This window comes from Nonomuraea jabiensis (genome assembly GCF_014204795.1).
GTDB lineage: Bacteria > Actinomycetota > Actinomycetes > Streptosporangiales > Streptosporangiaceae > Nonomuraea > Nonomuraea jabiensis.
Map to the genome: position 1 here is coordinate 3989976 of NZ_JACHMB010000001.1, position 17487 is coordinate 4007462.

General features: G+C 69.5%; 17 protein-coding genes. 11 read left to right on the plus strand and 6 right to left on the minus strand.

What is annotated here, in order from left to right:
* Positions 1-34: 34 nt before the first annotated feature.
* A complete protein-coding gene (locus HD596_RS18325; RefSeq protein ID WP_185070510.1) occupies positions 35-403 on the plus strand; it encodes a BlaI/MecI/CopY family transcriptional regulator in 369 nt (122 codons plus the stop codon).
* Here the strand turns inward: HD596_RS18325 and serC are convergent.
* Both serC and HD596_RS18335 read right to left on the minus strand, forming a co-directional pair.
* Positions 382-1491: a phosphoserine transaminase gene (gene serC / locus HD596_RS18330; RefSeq protein ID WP_185070512.1), complete on the minus strand. Its 1110-nt coding sequence runs from the start codon at positions 1489-1491 to the stop codon at positions 382-384. The genes HD596_RS18325 and serC overlap by 22 nt on opposite strands.
* A 137-nt stretch (positions 1492-1628) precedes the next feature.
* Complete coding sequence (locus HD596_RS18335; RefSeq protein WP_185070513.1) at positions 1629-2735, minus strand: citrate synthase 2; 1107 nt, start codon at positions 2733-2735, stop codon at positions 1629-1631.
* 178 nt (positions 2736-2913) lie between these two features.
* On the opposite strand from HD596_RS18335, the gene pdxH reads away from it, so the two are divergent.
* Together pdxH and HD596_RS18345 are read left to right on the plus strand one after the other, a co-directional pair.
* Positions 2914-3567, plus strand: coding sequence for a pyridoxamine 5'-phosphate oxidase (pdxH, locus tag HD596_RS18340; RefSeq protein ID WP_185070515.1), 654 nt, complete (start codon positions 2914-2916; stop codon positions 3565-3567).
* Between the two features lie 10 nt (positions 3568-3577).
* Entirely contained in the window at positions 3578-4813 is a 1236-nt protein-coding gene (locus HD596_RS18345) for an MFS transporter (RefSeq protein ID WP_185070517.1), read from the plus strand.
* Positions 4814-4823: 10 nt separating this feature from the next.
* Here the strand turns inward: HD596_RS18345 and HD596_RS18350 are convergent, their stop codons facing one another.
* On the minus strand, positions 4824-5441 hold the full coding sequence (locus HD596_RS18350) for a UdgX family uracil-DNA binding protein (RefSeq protein ID WP_185070518.1): 618 nt from the start codon (positions 5439-5441) through the stop codon (positions 4824-4826).
* Positions 5442-5543: 102 nt separating this feature from the next.
* Here HD596_RS18350 and HD596_RS18355 point away from each other — a divergent pair, with 102 nt between their 5' ends.
* The 5 genes from HD596_RS18355 to HD596_RS18375 all read left to right on the plus strand — a co-directional run bounded on the left by HD596_RS18355 (position 5544) and on the right by HD596_RS18375 (position 12783).
* Positions 5544-6248, plus strand: coding sequence for an iron-dependent transcriptional repressor DtxR (locus HD596_RS18355; protein WP_185070520.1), 705 nt, complete (start codon positions 5544-5546; stop codon positions 6246-6248).
* Between the two features lie 123 nt (positions 6249-6371).
* The gene (locus tag HD596_RS18360; RefSeq protein WP_185070523.1) at positions 6372-8591 is read left to right on the plus strand and encodes an ATP-binding SpoIIE family protein phosphatase; all 2220 of its coding nucleotides are present in this window, start codon (positions 6372-6374) and stop codon (positions 8589-8591) included.
* Positions 8592-8607: 16 nt separating this feature from the next.
* On the plus strand, positions 8608-9387 hold the full coding sequence (locus HD596_RS18365) for an alpha/beta fold hydrolase (RefSeq protein WP_185070525.1): 780 nt from the start codon (positions 8608-8610) through the stop codon (positions 9385-9387).
* A gap of 68 nt (positions 9388-9455) precedes the next feature.
* Entirely contained in the window at positions 9456-11342 is a 1887-nt protein-coding gene (locus HD596_RS18370) for a hypothetical protein (protein WP_185070526.1), read from the plus strand.
* Positions 11326-12783 (plus strand): type 1 periplasmic-binding domain-containing protein, encoded by a 1458-nt coding sequence (locus HD596_RS18375; protein ID WP_185070528.1) that lies wholly within the window; start codon positions 11326-11328, stop codon positions 12781-12783. Before HD596_RS18370 ends, HD596_RS18375 begins: the two co-directional genes overlap by 17 nt.
* On the opposite strand, the gene HD596_RS18380 is transcribed toward HD596_RS18375, so the two are convergent.
* Positions 12720-13127 carry a helix-turn-helix domain-containing protein gene (locus tag HD596_RS18380; protein WP_185070530.1) on the minus strand — a complete coding sequence of 136 codons (408 nt, stop codon included), beginning with the start codon at positions 13125-13127 and terminating at the stop codon, positions 12720-12722. The two genes, HD596_RS18375 and HD596_RS18380, sit on opposite strands and share 64 nt — an antisense overlap.
* A 20-nt stretch (positions 13128-13147) precedes the next feature.
* On the opposite strand from HD596_RS18380, the gene HD596_RS18385 reads away from it, so the two are divergent.
* Entirely contained in the window at positions 13148-13576 is a 429-nt protein-coding gene (locus HD596_RS18385; protein WP_185070532.1) for a MarR family winged helix-turn-helix transcriptional regulator, read from the plus strand.
* Here the strand turns inward: HD596_RS18385 and HD596_RS18390 are convergent.
* Together HD596_RS18390 and HD596_RS18395 are read right to left on the minus strand one after the other, a co-directional pair.
* Complete coding sequence (locus HD596_RS18390) at positions 13573-13734, minus strand: hypothetical protein (RefSeq protein WP_185070534.1); 162 nt, start codon at positions 13732-13734, stop codon at positions 13573-13575. The genes HD596_RS18385 and HD596_RS18390 overlap by 4 nt on opposite strands.
* A gap of 96 nt (positions 13735-13830) precedes the next feature.
* Positions 13831-14976, minus strand: coding sequence for an acyl-CoA dehydrogenase family protein (locus tag HD596_RS18395; RefSeq protein WP_185070536.1), 1146 nt, complete (start codon positions 14974-14976; stop codon positions 13831-13833).
* 181 nt (positions 14977-15157) lie between these two features.
* On the opposite strand from HD596_RS18395, the gene HD596_RS18400 reads away from it, so the two are divergent.
* Together HD596_RS18400 and HD596_RS18405 are read left to right on the plus strand one after the other, a co-directional pair.
* Positions 15158-16558: a hypothetical protein gene (locus HD596_RS18400; RefSeq protein WP_185070538.1), complete on the plus strand. Its 1401-nt coding sequence runs from the start codon at positions 15158-15160 to the stop codon at positions 16556-16558.
* Positions 16558-17334: a class F sortase gene (locus tag HD596_RS18405; RefSeq protein ID WP_185070539.1), complete on the plus strand. Its 777-nt coding sequence runs from the start codon at positions 16558-16560 to the stop codon at positions 17332-17334. The genes HD596_RS18400 and HD596_RS18405 overlap by 1 nt, the downstream gene beginning before the upstream one ends.
* The last annotated feature ends 153 nt before the right edge of the window (positions 17335-17487 follow it).

The following is a 17487-nucleotide window of genomic DNA, read 5'->3' on the forward strand; positions in this document are numbered from 1 at the left end:
TGTTTCCTACTAATCGAGCCGGAGGATTGGTCAGTTGGCGAACCTGGGGTTCCTGGAACGCGCGATCATGGACGTGCTGTGGGATGCCGGGAAACCGATGCGCGTCAGGGAGCTTCTGGTCCGGCTCAACGAGGAGCGCGAACTGGCGTACACGACGGTGCAGACCGTGGCCGAGCGGCTGGTGAAGAAGGGCCTGCTCGAACGTACGCCGTACCGCAACGCGTTCCGCTACGCCGCGGTCAAGTCGAGGGACGAGCACGTCGCCGACCTCATGCTCGAAGCACTCTCGGCCGGCGGCGACAGGTTGCCGGTGCTGGCCAGGTTCGCGCAGAGCGTCGAGGAGGAGGACGCGCTCGCCCTCATGGAGGAGCTGTCACGCCGTCAGAGGCGCTCGACCACGTAGTCGACGCAGACCGTCAGCGCCTCGACGTCGGCCGGGTCGATGGCCGGGAACATCGCGATGCGCAGCTGGTTGCGGCCCAGCTTGCGGTAGGGCTCGGTGTCGACGATGCCGTTGGCGCGCAGCACCTTGGCCACGGCGGCGGCGTCGACGGAGTCGGCGAAGTCGATCGTGCCGACGACCTGGGAGCGGAACTCCGGAGCGGCGAACGGCGTGGTGTAGGCCGACTTCTCCGCCCACGTGTAGAGGCGCTGGCTGGACTCGGCCGTGCGGGCGGTGGTCCAGGCCAGGCCGCCGTTGGAGTTCATCCAGTCGAGCTGGTCGGCCAGCAGGAACAGCGTGGCCACGGCCGGCGTGTTGTAGGTCTGGTCCTTGGCGGAGTTGTCGATCGCGACCGGCAGGCTGAAGAACTCCGGCACGTAACGGCCGGTCGCGGCGATCTCCTCGACCCTGGCCAGCGCCCGCGGCGACATGATCGCGATCCACAGGCCGCCGTCGGAGGCGAAGCTCTTCTGCGGGGCGAAGTAGTAGACGTCGGTCTCGGCGATGTCGACGGGCAGGCCGCCGGCGCCGGAGGTGGCGTCCACGAGCACGAGCGAGTCGTCGGAGCCCACGCGCTGGATGGGCATGGCGACGCCGGTCGAGGTCTCGTTGTGGGTGAGGGCGTAGGCGTCCACGCCCTCCTCGGCCACGGCGGTCGGGTGGGTGCCGACCTCGGACTTGATGACGCTCGGCTCGCCCAGCCACGGGGCCTTCTTGGTGACCGCCGCGAACTTCGAGGAGAACTCGCCGAACGACAGGTGCTGCGACTTTTCGCGGATCAGCCCGAAGGCGGCGATGTCCCAGAACGCGGTGGTGCCGCCGTTGCCCAGCACGACCTGGTAGCCCTCGGGCAGCGAGAACAGGTCGGCGAGTCCGGAGCGTACGCGGCCGACCAGGTTCTTGACCGGCTTCTGGCGGTGGGAGGTGCCCATGAGGCTCGCGCCGGAGGCGGCGAGCGCGGCCAGTTGCTCGGTGCGTACCTTCGAGGGCCCGCAGCCGAAACGGCCGTCGGCGGGCTTGATGTCAGCGGGAATCACGATGTCAGCCACCTGACCAGGGTACTGATCCCGCGGGGCTGACAAGGGACCGGGGCGGGAATCTGAGAAGAAGCCCACACCCGAAATCACGAAAAGGCCCCGGGCGCCGCCGAACTCGTGGTGAAGCGGACACGCCGGGGCCGATCCCGTCAGTTCTTGCCGGTGACCTCGGCGGCGCCGGGCACGTCGCTCAGGGGGCGCGAGGCGGGGCCGACGTAGTTGGCGCTCGGGCGCACGAGGCGGCCCGTGAGCTTCTGCTCCAGGATGTGCGCGGCCCAGCCGGCCGTGCGGGCGCAGGTGAACATCGAGGTGAACATGTGGGAGGGCACCTCGGCGAAGTCCAGCACCACGGCCGCCCAGTATTCGACGTTGGTGGCCAGCACCCGGTCGGGCTTGCGCGCGTGCAGCTCGTCCAGCGCGGCCTGCTCCAGCGCCGCGGCGACCTCGTAACGGGGGGCGTCGAGCTCCTTGGCGGTGCGGCGGAGCACGCGGGCGCGCGGGTCCTCGGCGCGGTAGACGCGGTGCCCGAAGCCCATGAGCCGGTTGCCCTTGTCGAGCTCGCTCTGGACGTACTTCTTGGCGTCGCCGAGCTGCTCGACGCCCTCGATCATGTGCAGGACGCGGGCCGGGGCGCCGCCGTGCAGCGGGCCCGACATGGCGCCGACGGCGCCGGAGAGCGCGGCCGCCACGTCGGCCCCGGTGGAGGCGATGACGCGGGCGGTGAACGTGGAGGCGTTCATGCCGTGCTCGGCGGCGGAGGTCCAGTAAGCGTCGATGGCCTTGACGTGCTTGGGATCAGGCTCACCGCGCCAGCGGATCATGAAACGTTCGACGATGGTCTCGGCCTCGTCGACCCGGCTCTGCGGCACCATGGGCAGGCCGAGGCCGCGCGCGGACTGCGCGACGAAGGAGAGAGCCATGACGGAGGCGCGGGCGAGCTGGTCGCGGGCCTCCTCGTCACTGATGTCGAGCAGGGGCTTGAAGCCGTAGGCCGGAGCCAGCATGGCCAGGGCGCTCTGCACGTCTACGCGGATGTCACCGGAGTGGACAGGGATGGGGTACGGCTCCGCCGGGGGCAGGCCCGGCTGGAACTTGTTGTCGACCAGCAGGCCCCAAACAGCCCCGAACGGGACGCGGCCGACCAGCTCCTCAATGTCGACGCCCCGGTATCGAAGGGCGCCCCCTTCTTTGTCCGGTTCCGCGATCTCGGTCTCGAAAGCTACGACGCCTTCGAGCCCGGGTTTGAAGTCGGACATACTCGGCCGCCTCCCTTTCCCTTGCCATGTTTGGGCAATGCCTTGATGTCGAGATACCGGCGGGTCAATTTAACCCCTTCCCAGGTCGTGCTCGGTCTCGGGACCCGCCGTAAGGCCAAACCCGCTGGTGAGGGGGGTGCATGGGATCTACCACGCAAGCGCGCAAGAATACCGTCTCGTGGATGCCACCCCGCGCCCGCCCGTGCTGGCGGGGCTACGCCGAACGTACGAGGGCGAGCCGCTGCTCGAATCCGACCTCGCGTCCGACCCCATAGAGCAATTCACCTTCTGGCTCCAGGACGCGCTGGAGTCCGGCCTGCCCGAACCCAACGCCATGGTCCTGGCCACCGCCTCGTCCGGCGGCCGCCCGAGCGCCAGGACGGTCCTGCTGAAGGGCTACGACGAACGCGGTTTCGTCTTCTACACCAACTACGAGTCGCGCAAGGGGCGCGACCTGGCCGAGAACCCCCGGGCGTCACTGCTGTTCCCCTGGCATCCGATCCGCCGCCAGGTACGCATCGAGGGCACCGTGACGCGGATCTCCCACGAGGAGTCGGCCGAGTACTACAACTCCCGCCCGTACGGCTCGCGCATCGGCGCCTGGGCGTCGCGGCAGTCGGCCGTCGTGCGGTCCAGGGAGGAGCTGGACGAGCGCTACGCGGAGCTGGCCGAGCGCTGGCCGGAGAGCCCGCCGGTGCCCGACTTCTGGGGAGGTTTCCGGGTCTATCCGATCGAGATGGAGTTCTGGCAGGGACAACTCGACCGGATGCACGACAGGCTCCGTTATCGCCGGACACGACCCGGTTGGGCTCTGGAAAGGCTGGCACCTTAATGTTCATGGAGTGGCGATCGCGGAGCTGGTCAAGCGTCATCTGGTAGACACCCGGCCACTCGGCGTGTCCGAGTACCGGCGGCTCTGGCTGGGCCAGGCCGTCTCGCACGTCGGCGTCGGGGCGACCGTCGTGGCCGTCGGCCAGCAGGTCTGGGAGCTCACCCACTCCTCGCTGTACGTGGGCCTGCTGGGGATGGCCAACCTGGTCCCGCTGATCGTCTTCGGCCTGTGGGGAGGGGCGATAGCCGACGCCGTGGACCGGCGCAAGCTGCTCATCGTCGGCTCGCTCATCGCGTGGACGGCGACGCTCCTCATCCTCGGGCAGGCGCTGCTCGGCCTGCGGAACGTCTACCTGATCTTCGGCGCGGTCGCCCTCAACGCCACCGGCTTCGCGATCACCAGCCCGACCAGGGGCGCGATCATCCCCAGGATCCTGGAGAAGGAGCTGGTGCCCGCCGCGAACGCGCTCAACTCGCTGGTCTTCAGCATCGGCGCGGTCGCGGGCCCGATGATCGGGGCCGTCGTGCTGGCCTCCGGCGGGTTCGCGGCGGCGTACGCGATGGACGCCCTGCTGTTCACCGCGAGCCTCTACGCGGCCCTCAGACTGCCCTCACTGCCCCCGCTGGGCGAAGTGCGACGTCCGGGTGCCGGGGCGGTGCTGGAGGGGCTCAGCTTCATCGTCAGGAGCCCGGTGCTGCTGATGTCGTTCGTCGTGGACATCATCGCGATGGTGTTCGCCCTGCCGCGCGCGCTCTTCCCGGAGCTGACCGCCGACAGGTTCGGCGGCTCGATGATCGCGCTCGGCTGGATGAGCTCCGCCATGGCCATCGGCTCGGTGGCCGGGGCGCTGTTCTCCGGCTGGGTGGGGCGGGTCTCGCGGCAGGGGGTCGCGCTCGTCGTCGTGATCGCCGTCTGGGGCCTGGCCGTGGCCGCCTCCGGGCTGGCGAGCCAGCTCTGGCTGGTGGTGGCGTTCATGGCCGTGGGCGGGGTGATGGACGTGATCTCCTCGGTGTGGCGGCAGTCCATCCTGCAGCTGTACGCGCCCGACGAGATGCGCGGGCGGTTGCAGGGGGCGTTCATGGTGGTCGTGGCGGGCGGGCCGCGCCTGGGTGACCTGCGGGCCGGCGCGACGGCGACGGAGCTGGGGGTGAGCGGGGCCTGGGTGGGCGGCGGGCTCGCCTGCGCCGTCACGGTGCTCGTCGTCGGCCTGTCCGTGCCCGCCTTCCGCAATTACCGGGCTCGTTAAAGATCAGAGGTCAGACGACCTGGGCGGCCACCTTCAGGTCGGCCAGGAAGCCCGCGTACGCCTGGTCCCTGTCGGGCGCCCGCAGCACGGCGGACGGGTGCACGGTGGCCACGGCCAGCGCGTCGCCGAGCGGCACCGGCTCGCCCCGGTGGTGCGTCACGCGGAACTCCCGCCCGAGCAGCGCCCTGGCCGCCGTCGCCCCGAGCACCACGACCACCTCGGGTCGCACGAGGGCCAGCTCCGCGTCGAGCCACGGATGGCAGGCGTCCACCTCGGCGGCCGTCGGCTTCTGGTGGATACGCCGCTTGCCGCGAAGGACGAAAGAGAAATGCTTGACGGCGTTGGTGACGTAAACGTCGTCCCGCTCGATTCCCGCCTCTTCCAGTCCCTTGTCCAGAATGCGCCCGGCCGGCCCCACGAAAGGATGTCCCCGCCGGTCCTCCTGATCTCCCGGCTCCTCGCCCACGAGCATGAACCGAGCCCGCTGCGGACCCTCGCCGAAAACGGTCTGCGTGGCGTTCCGGTAGAGCCCGCAGCCCTGGCAGGAGGCGGCCGCGCGCCGCAGCGAGTCGAGATCGAGCTGGTCGGGAAGGAACTCGGCCGCTCCTTTGTTTCCGTCCTTAACCATCGTCGGTCGTTCTCCCAATAGGGTTCCTGTGACTTCTGTGCCCGCTGCGGACGGGCCCAGTCCCCGCCACGACCGGCGTAACATTTGATTGGGAGGACTGCCTTGACCGCACACGGCCTGATCGACACGACGGAGATGTACCTCCGCACGATTTACGAGCTCGAGGAGGAGGGCATCGTCCCCCTTCGCGCCCGCATCGCGGAGCGCCTGCAGCAGAGCGGCCCCACCGTGAGCCAGACCGTCGCCCGCATGGAGCGCGACGGCCTCGTCCGCGTGGAGGGCGATCGCCACCTGTCCATGACCGACCTGGGCCGCACGCTGGCCACCCGGGTCATGCGCAAGCACCGGCTGGCCGAGTGCCTGCTCACCCAGGTGATCGGCCTTCCCTGGGAAGAGGTGCACATCGAGGCGTGCCGCTGGGAGCACGTCATGTCGGAGTCGGTCGAGGCCCGCCTGGTGACCCTGCTCGACAACCCCACCGTCTGCCCGCACGGAAACCCCATCCCCGGGCTCGCGGAGCTGGGCGCCAAGGAGCCCCCCGAGGGCGGCGCCGGGGTGCTGACATCGATGTCGGATCTGGCCGGGCCGAGGGACACGCCGGTCGTCGTGCGTCGAATTAGCGAACAAGTGCAAAGCGATCCTGCTGTGATGCTTAAACTCAAGCAAGTTGGGATACAACCCGGACGCGAGGTGACGCTCGCGGCGAGCGACGACGGTGTGCGGGTGACAGGTGACGGTGACGCGAACGACACTCCCGCGGAGCTTCCGCGCGATGTCGCCGCGCACGTTTTTGTCTCCAAGCGCTGACGCGCGCGCAGCGGCTTGGTTGAATCCCTCCTGGGAGACCCTCCACTCCCCCCTGGCCAAGACTGTTGCAGGAGCGCCCGTGGTCCACTTTGCGTGCATGCCACCCCAAGGAGTGGTCTCCGGATGAATCGTTGGGGGGATCTGTCACAGGAGACGGCTGATCACCTTGGTGCCGGATCTGTGCTCGATCACGCTGAGATGGCGGTGATCGTCACCGACCGTTTCAGCAATCTCCTCTATTGGAACCCCTTCGCCGAGAAGCTCTTCGGCCATCAGGGCAAGTCACCGTCGCGTGACGCGTCCGTCCTGTCCCTCGGGATCATGGAGAAGGACCACCCGCTGGCCATCGAGCTGGCCAAGCACGTGCTCAAGGGCGGCGTGTGGGAGGGCACGTTCGACGTCAGGCGCGGCGACGGGACCATCATCTACGTCCGCGCCCAGGCCGTGCCGCTGCGCCACACCTCGGGCTCGGTGACGGGCATCGTCATCACGGCCCGCGAGGCGCTGCGCAGCAACGAGCGGGAGAAGGACCGCTTCGGCCTGCTGGAGCGCATCGGCGAGCGGCTGGCGGGCTCGCTCTACGTCGAGGAGACGCTCAAGCGGGTCGCCGAGATGCTGGTCCCCCAGTTCGCCGACCACTGCTTCATCGAGTTGATGGAGGGCGACCGGCTCGTGCGCCGGGTCTCCCAGCACGTCCAGGGCTGGACGCCGCCGTCGGGCACCTGGAAGCCGGTGGGCGCGGAGATCCGCTACCCCTCCGGCCACTACGCCGACACGGCGCTGCGCCGCCAGGAGACGATCCTGGTCGAGAGCTTCGCCACCAGCAGCTACCCGGCCACCAGTGAGGGCAGCGCCCGCCTGTGCGGCGAGATCGGCATGACCTCCGCCATCGTGGCCCCCCTGCTGGTGCGCGGCGAGACGCTCGGGCTGATGTATCTGGGCCTGTCCAACCTCACCGACCGGCGCAGCCCCCACTACGACGCCTTCGACCGCGACTTCGTCGGCGCCATCGCCACCCGGGTCGCGCTCGCCATCGACAACGCGCTGCTGTTCGAGGAGGAGCGCCACACGGCGGAGTCGTTCCAGAAATACCTGCTGCCCCGGGCGCTGCCGCAGCTCGACGGCCTGCAGATCGCGGTGCGCTACTACCCGGCGGCCCCGCTCGCCTCCCACGGCCAGGGCATCCAGACCCAGGTCGGCGGCGACTGGTACGACGTGATCCCGCTCTCGGCGGGCCGGGTCGGCATCGTGATCGGCGACGTCGAGGGCCGGGGCGCCAAGGCTGCGGCCATCATGGGCCAGCTCAGGGCCGCGCTGCGGGCCTTCGCGCAGGACGACAAGTCGCCGGCCGACATCCTGGCCAGGCTCGACGAGTGGACCCGCATCATCGCCACGCCCGAGCACGACGACAACGGCGCCGAGGTCAGCATCCCGCCCATCGTGACCTGCCAATATCTGGTCTACGACGCCTGGTCGCGCCAGCTGTCCTTCGCCAACGCGGGCCACGCGCCGCCGCTGCTGCTGGTCGACGGCCAGTGCGTGGAGCTCGACATCGAGGAGGTCGGCCAGCCGCTCGGCGTCCACGCCAACCTGCACGCCGACCTGGTCTACAAGGAGGAGACGCGTACGCTGCCGCCGGGCGCGGCGCTGCTGCTCTACACCGACGGCCTGGTCGACCGCCGCCCGGGCCGCGACGGCCGGGTGCCGAGCGAGGAAGAGACGCTCGGCGTGCTCTGCGAAAAGCTCGCCAAGATGTCCGGCGCCGAGGTCGAGCGCATCGCCGACGCCGCCACGGTGGCCGTGCCCGGCGACATCGACGACGACATGGCGATCCTGGTCGTCCGCTCCAGCGACGTCGACCTCGACGTCGAGGAGCGCACGTTCCCCGCCCAGCCGATCATGGTGGGCGAGGCGCGCCGCATGGCGTCGGAGGCGTTCTCCAGCTGGAACGTGCCCGAGGAGCGGGCCGAGCTGGCCTGCCTGCTCGTCTCCGAGGTCGTGACCAACGTCGTGCTCCACGCCGCCACCGCCAGCGTGCCCCGCAGGGAGCTGGTCGTGGAGGGGCCGCCGCTGCCGTTCGACGAGTCCTGGGACGTGCCCGGCTTCGAGGACGAAGGGGTCGGCGACAAGGAGTTCACGCTGAGGCTGCGCAGGGGCGAGGAGGCGGTCTGGGTCGAGGTCTTCGACCAGGACCTGCGCCTGCCGCGCATCCGCAGCGCGGGGGAGAACGACGAGGGCGGGCGCGGCCTCTACCTCGTCGACCAGCTGGCCAGGCGTTGGGGATCGCGTCCTACCAGGGAAGGCAAAGCCGTCTGGTTCGAGATTCCCACTCGCGGCAGGTGAGTGATTAGCTGGCTGTATGGAGCTGGCCTTCGAACGACGGGGCACCGGCGAGCCGCTGATCCTCATCCACGGGATCGGCCATCACTGGCAGGGGTGGTTGCCGGTGCTGGACCGCCTGGCGGCCGCGCGTACGGTGATCGCGCTCGACCTGCCCGGCTTCGGCAGATCGCCGGGCCTGCCGGAGGGCGTCACCTACACCGCCGAGTCGCTGGCCGACGCGGTCGAGTCGTTCTGCGCGGTGCTCGGCGTGCGCGAGCCGCACGTGGCGGGAAACTCGCTCGGCGGCTACATCGCGCTGGAGCTGGCCTCGCGCGGCGTCGTACGCACGGCCACCGCGCTGGCGCCGATCGGCTTCTGGTCCCGGCCTGAGCTGCTCTACTGCCAGTCCGTGCTGCGTGCCCTGCGGGCCTCGGCCCGGTCGATCCCCGCACGGCATGCCGCCAGGACGGCCGGCAACCCGCTGCTGCGCGCCGTCTCGACCGGGCTCCTGGTCGCCCACCCCGCCAGGCTCTCCGCCACCGCTCAGATCGCGGCCATGCAGGCGCTGGCCTGGGCCGGCGGCTTCGACGAGACGCTGGAGTCGTTCGCCGGCCTGATGCCGCCCGCCCCGCCGAAGGCGCCCATCACGATCGCGTGGGGCGAGCGTGACCGGCTCCTGCCGCGCCGCCAGGCCGTGCGCGCGGCCCGCTGGTCGGGGCAGCGGGTCAAGCTGCTGAAGGGGTGCGGTCACGTGCCGATGAGCGACGACCCCGGCCTCGTCGCCCGCGTCATTCTGGAATCCAGCGCCATTTCATGAATTTCGCTGCCCCCGCCAAAGGGATGGGATAGGTTTCCCGGTATCGATCGCTCATCCGATATTGCCGTATGGCGGAATTCATGGCGGACGACTCCTGGTACCCGCTGTTGCGCGGGTGCCTCCAGAGAACTCATCCTCCCGGGCGGCACGAGCTGCCCGTCATTTTTCTGCTCGGGCTGGCGGGCACCGGGAAGAGCGCGACCCTCACGCAGATCTCGCGCAGCGTGCGGAAACCGCCCTCTCCGGCGGTCAACCTGGCGCTCCACCCGGCGCACGGCAGCACCGTCGCCGACGTGATCCAGCGGATCGCCTATGACCTGGCGGCGCTTGAGAAGGTACGGCTGCCCCGCACGGTCTTCACGCTGGTGGTGCTCGGCCTCAATCCGAAATTGTCGCGTTCAGAACTCGAAGATCAGCTACAGCGGCGTCTTCAGCGCAAGGCGCGCATTGATCCCAATGACGCGGCGCAGTGGCGAGATATCGCCTCATTATTGCCTAATATCGGCATCTGGCTGAAATTTCTGGTTTATGTCGCGGAGCTTCTCGGTCGCCGGCTGGACGCCGCCGATCGGGTTCACCGCGTGGCCAGGGCGTGGCTCTCGGAACGGCTCGGCGGTGACGTCCTGAATCTCGTACAGGACCAGCAGATCGGCGGGGAGCGGGCGGAGGGCGCGCGGGGGATACTCGTCGAGGCGTTCCTCGAGGACCTCGCCCAGGCGTGGGCGAGACCGCGCCACGCGCGCAACTGCCTGCTGCTGCTCGACGACGCCGACAGCCCGGCGGGCAGCGCCTTCCTGCAGGCGCTCGTCGCCGCCAGGGCCAGGCGCTCCGAAGCCGGCGCGAGCGCGGATCCCCTGGTGGTCGTGGCCGCGTCGAGGACCTGGCCGAAGGGGATGACGGGCTGGGCGTGCCCGGGAGCGCCGGGGGCCCGCCGGCCGCCGCAGCTCGCCGCGGCCACGTACCAGGACTGGCTGAGGCGGCGGGACGACGGCGAGCAGCGCTGGTGGTATCCCGTGCTCATGCCCGGCCTGCCGACCGGCAGGACCGCGGCGGTGTACGCGCGCGCGGTCCACGAGCTGACCGGGGGCTACCCGTACGCCGCCCGTGAACTGGGCGAGCTGCTCGGGAACGCCGAGGACGACGACGAGTTCCGCGCCATCCTGAACGAGAAGGACGCCCTGCGCCGCCTGATGCCCGACCACCTGCCCCGGCGTGACCTGCTGACGGCCTGGTCGGCGGCCAGGAACGTGGACGACGCCGAGAACGCGCTGCTCGACGGGGCCAGCACCGCCTCCCACCTCCGCCGCGAGCTGACCGAGCGGCTGTGGCTCACCACGCAGAGCGCCGCCGACAGCCGAGGCGGGGCCTGGGAGCGCTCCTCCTCCGGCGGTGAGGAGATCACCGTCATCCATCCCTGGCTCAGAAGGCTGCTGCTGCACCACCTCGCCGCGGAGCCGGAGCGCTGGGACCAGGTCCACGAGACGATGGAGAGCTTCTACCGCAAGCAGGAAGTGGCCGACGACGCCTCGGCCGCCTATCACACGCTGGCCCGCGTCACGGAGGCGTACGATCCGCGGCTGGAGACCGTCGTGGCGTTTCTGAACGAGAGGTTCGGGCAGCTCGACGTGACCGGCCGCCGCGGCAGCCGCCTGTCGGAGTGGGTCCAGCTCTACGAGCAGGTGACCGCGGCCCCCAACCGGCTGCCGCTGGACCGGCCCTTGGCGGCGTTGTACGACTCGCTGGCGGTCGGCTCGGCCGACACGGAACGGCGGGACCGGACCTCCATGATCAGGACGCTGGTGGTGGCCCGGTGGTTCTGGCTCGATCCCGTCCTCGATCCACCCGGCCGGCGCGCGACGGAGATCGCGCACGAGTTCAGGCAGCTGGCGGGTCTCAGGACGACCGGCCGGTCGATCTTCAACCGAGAGGCCGAGAGGTATGAGCAGCATCTCTGACGCCGGCCTCCAGATCGAGCCCGCTCCCGCCTACGTCAGGCGTCGCCGCCGGCGGTGGACCGCGCTCGGCGCCCTCGTCGCCGTGCTCGTCGCGACGGGCCTCACCTTCGCCCTCCGCGCGCCGTCCAGGCTCACCGACGCGAGCGACGCCTTCGACCCGAGCCTGGCCGACATCATGGAGCGCATCCACGCGGAGAACGACAACGTGATCGCGAAGCATCCGGGGGAGTACGTCACCATCCTGCTGCTGCTCCCGATGTCGGGTGATGTGACCGAGACGGGGATGGGTTTCGACACCATCCGGCATGCCCTCCAGGGGTCACATCTGGCGCAGCTCTGGCGGAACAGGGAGCAGTCCGCGGCGCCGTACATCAGGCTGCTCGTCGGCAACATCAGCTCGGACGCGTGGGAGGACACGGTCACGGACCTGGAGGGCCGCGTCCGGAGCGAACGCATCCTCGCCGTCACCGGGCTCGGGAACAGCGTCGAGGCCACCAGGCGCGTGATCGACCGGCTCAGCAAGAGCAAGATCGCGATGGTGGCGGCCGTGATCACCTCGGACGAGCTGCAGCGTCACGAGGCACTGGTGCGGATGGCGCCGCTGAACAGCGACGAGGCGGCGGCTCTCGTGCGCTTCGCCGGGCAGGCCGTTCCCGCGCTCAAGCCGGTCGTCGTCATGGACACCAAACCCGGCGACAGCTACAGCCGGACGCTGGGCGAGGCCTACGACAAGACTCTCGCCCGCGTCGTCGACGCCAAGAGGCGCGGCCGGCCGCTGACGTTCGACTCGACGGTCAACGCCTCCAGCACGGTCATCGGGAACATCGCGGACACGATCTGCGGTTCCGACGCCAACGCCGTCTTCTACGCCGGTCGCGCCCGAGGGCTGCCCGCGCTGTTACGCGGTCTCAGCCTGTCGCGCCCCTGTGCGCAGCGCGACATCAGCGTCTTCGCCGGGGACGACACCAGCGAGCAGGCCCACCTCGTCCAGAGCCCCATCTGGGAGGACAACGGCGGCAGGATCCGGCTGTACTACACCGCCCTGGCCCATTCCGCGAACGTCACCGACCACGGCAGCCGCGTCCTGCCCGCGATCAAGGCGAGGTTCGGGAACGGCGACGAGAAGGGATACGTGCGGCTGTTCCCCACGGAATCGCTCGACGACGGCCACGCGATCATGCACCACGACGCCGTGTACGTCGCGATCAAGGCCATCGACAGGTACGCCAAGGACGATCTCGCGAGGCTTGGGCCGCAGGAGGTGGCGGCCATGCTGCGCAGCGGCACCATCGACGTCCAGGGCGCCGGCGGTGACATCACGATCGACCGCGACGGCAATCCGCTCAGGCGGGAGATCCCCGTCCTGCGGCTCACTCCCTACGGCGCCACCGTCTTCGCCGCGTGGTCGTCCCCCGAGCCGGCGGGGGCCGCGCGCCAGTGATCGAGGTTGGCCGACATGCGGCGGAGCACGTCGACGGTGGCCAGGTACTCCTGCGAGCTCACGCCTTCGAGCACCCGTTGCCGGAACCGGCCGACCTTCTCGGAGATCTCGCCGTGCGCGGCCCTGCCCGCGTCGGTGAGCCGGCCGTCCGCCAGCCAGCCCCTGGCGGTGAGCCGCTCCACGGCCTCGTCGACGCCGGTGAACGGCATGGTGTACGTGCTTTCCTGGGCCGCCAGGTTGAGCACCTGCCACTCCCGGCGGGTCGTGGTCTGGAGCGCCTGCTCCATGGCGTCTTCCAGCAGGTTGTCGAGATGCTTCAGCCAGTGGCCGATGGGCTTGTCCATGAATGTAGGATAACAACAATATGTATGAAGACAAGTATATTGCCGCGGTCGAGCGGGCGATGGTCGCGATCAGGCGGCGGCAGAGCCGGCGGGTGCTGGCGCGGCAGCAGGGCGCCGTGGGGCCGGAGTACGAGGTGCTCGACGTGATCGAGGGCGGCGACGGGTCCGTGACCGTGTCCACGGTCGCGCAGGCGCTCAGCGTCGATCAGCCGAGGGCGAGCCGGATGGTGGCGGCGGCCGTGGCGGCGGGCCTCGTCAGGCGGGAGGCCGATCAGGCCGACGGGCGCAAGGCGTGGCTGGTGCTGACCGAGGCCGGGCGGGCGGCGCTGGAGCAGGCCCATCGGGCCAGGCAGGCGGCGTTCGCGGCGGTCATGGAGGGGTGGCCGGAGGAGGACCGGGCGGAGTTCGCCCGGCTGCTCACCCGGTTCGTCGAGGGCATGTCCGGTTAGGTCTTGGTCTGGCCCCAGAGGAGGAGCATGACGATGATGAACACGATCATCACGCCGCCGTAGCCCACCGGTCCCAGGCGGATCGCCCGGCGCACGCGGTTGAGGCCCCAGGCGAACAGCAACGCCAGGAAAGCCAGGAGGATCAGGCCGCCGTCCATGGTCTCCAGTATGCGGCGCGGACCGCCTGTCCGTGCGGTCAGAACCCGAAGGACCGCCCTCCCGCGGTCAGAACCCGAAGGACCGCCCTCCCGCGGTCAGAATCCGAAGGACCGGCCGATGATCTCCTTCATGATCTCGGTGGTGCCGCCGTAGATCGTCTGCACCCGGCTGTCGAGCCACGCCTTGGCGACCGGGTACTCCATCATGTAGCCGTACCCGCCGTGGAGCTGGAGGCAGCGGTCGATGACCTTGGTCTGCAGCTCGGTGGTCCACCACTTGGCCTTGGCCGCGTCCACCGCGTCGAGCTGCCCGGCGTTGAGCGCCAGGATGCACTTGTCCACGTAGTGGCGGGCGATCTCGGTCTCGGTGGCCAGCTCCGCCAGCACGAACCGGGTGTTCTGGAACGAGCCGATGTTCCGCCCGAAGGCCTGCCGAGTCTTGCAGTACTCGATGGTCTCCTCCAGCACGGCCTCGGCCGCGGCCACCGCCGCCACGGCGATCGACAGGCGCTCCTGCGGGAGGTTGTTCATGAGCTGGAAGAAGCCCTCGCCGTCGCGCGGGCCCAGGCGGTTGGCGACGGGCACGCGTACGTTCTCGAAGAACAGCTCGGCCGTGTCCTGGGCCTTCATCCCGATCTTCTCGAGATTGCGCCCCCGCTCGAACCCCTCCATGCCGCGCTCGACCACGATCAGCGTGGTCCCCCTGGCGCCCGCGTCGGGGTCGGTCTTGGCCACGACGACGACCAGGTCGGCGTTGATGCCGTTCGTGATGAACGTCTTCTGCCCGTTGACCAGGTAGTGGTCACCCTCGCGCAGGGCCGTGGTCCTGATCCCCTGCAGGTCGCTGCCGGCCCCCGGCTCGCTCATCGCGATCGCGCTGATCAGCTCGCCGCTCGCGAAGCCGGGCAGCCACCGCTGCTTCTGCTCGTCGTTCGTCAGATCCACGAGGTACGGCGCCATCACGTCGTTGTGCAACGAGAACCCGAGCCCGGAGGCGCCGTTCCTGATGATCTCCTCGACGATCACGGCGTTGTAGCGGAAGTCCGTGACCCCGGCCCCGCCGTACTCCTCGGGCACCGAGAACCCGAACATCCCGAGCTCTCCCGCCTTCTTCCAGACCTCGCGCGGGACGATGCCGTCCTTCTCCCACTGGGCGTGGTGCGGCACGACCTCGCGGGCCATGAACTCGCGCACGGTCTCGCGGAAGAGCAGGTGCTCCTCGTCGAAGAGGTCTCGCCGCATCAGGTCCTCCCGAATAGAGTTCTGTTACTGGCAGGTATACCCTCTTTTCCTGGTACGGCGGATACCTGTGGACACGGCTTCATCACAAGTGCCGGACGTTGCCCCATTCGGCATGTGTTGAGGGTGTTTTCGACTCTAAGATCTACCCTCGGTCTGTTTTGTGGCGTGATCGGAGTCTCCCGTGAGTCGGTGGCGCAAGGCGTTGATCGCCGCATCGGTCGGATCGGTGGCGGCTTTAGGAATCGTGGTGTTGCCAGGTACGCCGGCAATCGCCGCACCGGCCGACCTCGTCGTCGAGTACGACTGCGTGGCGTCCGGCCCCAACAGCATCGTCAGGCACGGTCCCGTCCGCCTGAAGACCAACCTCACCTTCGCGACGGACCTGGTCGTCGGAGACCCGCTCAACTTCACCTGGAAGCTGCACTACGCCAACGACAGCCGGCTGCAGTCGCCCGGCTACTTCCCCGCCGGCGGCCAGGTGCACGGCACCGGCAACGTGCAGCTCACCAGCAGCTGGCAGGGCATCCTGCAGCCCAAGGGCAGCGCCGACCCCGAGAAGGCGCTGCGCCCCGACAGCCACCTGTCCCTCCCCGAGACCATGAACGACCCCGGCCTGACCGACAAGCCGGGCACCATCACGGTCACGCCCAAGGACATCGAGCTGGACTTCACCCCGCCGGACGGCAGCGTGGTGGTCAACGACGGCGACGACGCCGACAACCCCTCGGACATGGGGATCGTCTACAGCAGCGGCTGGGTCTCCCTGGACGACCGTCCCGGCTCCGAGAACCACGTGCACAACGACCTCCACCAGACCGACGAGATCAACGCCTCCGCCGAGCTGACCTTCATCGGGACCGGTGTGGAGTACATCGGGCCGACCGACAAGGACGCCGGCCCGGTCGACATCTACATCGACGACCAGAAGCGGGCCACGGTGGACCCCTCCCGCTCCGACGACGACGTGCCGGTCAACGACGACATGGACGGCGGGCAGACGCTGTGGACGTCCGCGCCGCTGACCTACGGCCAGCACAAGATCAAGATCGTGAACGCCGCGAACAAGCCGGCCTGGCTGGACGCCTTCCGGGTGACCACCAACACGTCCAAGACCCCCACCGGCTACCACGGCGCGAAGTGCAATCTGGCCAGCTCGCCGGTGTCGGTCGTGGTGACCGTACGGGCCAAGTCGGGCCCCACCGGCACGCAGTCGCCGCCCGTCAGCCCCACCAACACCTCGACGAACAGCCCGACGACCGACCCGACCAACCCGACGCCCACCGGGACCCACACCACCCCGAACAACCGGACCACCGACATAGGCCTCGGGCGGGTGATCGTCGTCCCCACCGCCACCGGCACCAGCACGAGCACGACCACCCCCAAGGCCACCGGGCCGACCGCGACCAAGTACTACCGGGCGCAGGTCGCCAACACCCCCAAGGGCGGTGTGGACAGCGGTGAGGCGCCGGATCGCGAGGACAGACCGTACGGGCTGATGGCCGCGCTGGTGATCGGCGGCGCGGGCGGCGGATTGCTGCTGCGCCGGCGCAGGGCCGCGCACGCGGGAGGAGCGCACTGATGACCGAGCAGACACCAATGCAGCGGGCGCTGCCCGGACTGCTGATCGCCGGCTCGCTGGGCGGCGTCGGCCTGGTCATGGTGAGCATGCTCTCGCTGTGGCCCACCACGGAAGAGGCCTCGGGCTCGCTGGCGGCGGCGCAGGACACGCCGACGCAGGTCGAGGTGGCGAACGCGGGCGCGTTCGTCCTCCCGGCCACCGTGGGCCCCGGCGGCAAGGGCATCCCCCTGACCCCGGCCCGCCTGGACGCGCCGCCCCCGCTCCCGGCGGTCCCGGTCGTGTCCCCGATCCCCTCGACCAAGGCCAAGGCGGCCACCCGGCCCAGGCCGATCCGCATCAAGATCCCCAAGATCAAGGTGAACGCGCCCATCGGCGCCGTCACCGTGGACCGCAAGGGCAAGCTCGGCACCCCGCCCCTGACCAGGCCCAACCAGACGGGCTGGTTCAAGGGCTCCCCGGTGCCCGGCGAGCTCGGCCCCTCGGTCATCAACGGCCACGTGAGCACCCGCAAGGGCCCCGCCGTCTTCGACCGCCTCCGGGAACTGGCCAAGGGCGACCAGATCTACGTGTACCGGTCGGACGGCAAGGTCACGCGGTTCACGGTGAGCGGGATCGAGCAGGCGAGCAAGTCGACGTTCCCGACGTCGCGGGTGTACGGGAACACGAGCAACGCGCAGTTGCGGCTCATCACGTGCGGTGGCGTCTTCAACAAGACGGCGCACAGTTACACCGACAACATCGTCGTGTACGCCACGTTGTCCAAGAAGAAGGGCTAGGGTGTTGGCGGTTTACGGGAACTTGACAGGGACAGTTCGTAGGATCTCAACCTAACCGTGACCAACGGCTGGAATTCTGGCACGACTGTTGAAACTTGCCTTGAACGGAGATGGACCCGTGCTTATGTCCCAGGCGTGGCGCCGCCTCGCCCA